This is a genomic window from Streptomyces sp. DH12 (assembly GCF_020873895.1).
Taxonomy (GTDB): domain Bacteria; phylum Actinomycetota; class Actinomycetes; order Streptomycetales; family Streptomycetaceae; genus Streptomyces.
This window is the reverse complement of sequence record NZ_JAHWGT010000910.1, coordinates 1-469: the sequence shown is the minus strand read 5'-3', so window position 1 is coordinate 469 and position 469 is coordinate 1. Positions and strand designations below refer to the sequence as shown.

The 469-nt window shown below is 64.2% G+C and carries 1 protein-coding gene; it reads right to left on the bottom strand.

Annotated elements, in window-relative coordinates; genetic code table 11:
- Positions 1-469 (bottom strand): hypothetical protein (locus tag LPA54_RS37740; protein ID WP_228984936.1); only part of this gene is annotated, 469 nt, incomplete at both ends.

The window sequence follows — 469 nt, the reverse complement described above, 5'->3', positions numbered from 1 at the left end:
ATTCCGGACAGGACGACCGAGATTGCGCTGCTGTCCGCGGCGAGGACGGGAACGATGAGCTGCTGACCCGGCCGCGTCAGCTCCGTTTCTGTGCTGGGAGTGCTGGTGGTGAGGGGTGTGGCTGTTACGGGAGTCGAGAGCCAGAACTTCATCGATCCGGCGGAGGCCGACTGCGGCTGGAGCACCACTGCGTAGTTGTTTCCAGCAGTCAGGTTGTTCAAGTGCAGACTGCCGTCGCTGTTCGCGAGGACGGTTCCGTACCCTCCGACGTGATTTCCGTCGGCGTCCCGTGCGTTGAGGGAGGAGTTCGTCGGGATGGTCACGTCGGTGACGCCTATTCCCACGATTCTGCCGGGCGGTGCGGTGAACTCCGCTTGAACCTGTTGCCCGCGTCGCGCCGCCACCGATACGGAGGCCGCGTCCGGCGAAAGGGAGACCTTGATGTCTGCCGACAGCAGGAGTCCCAGTG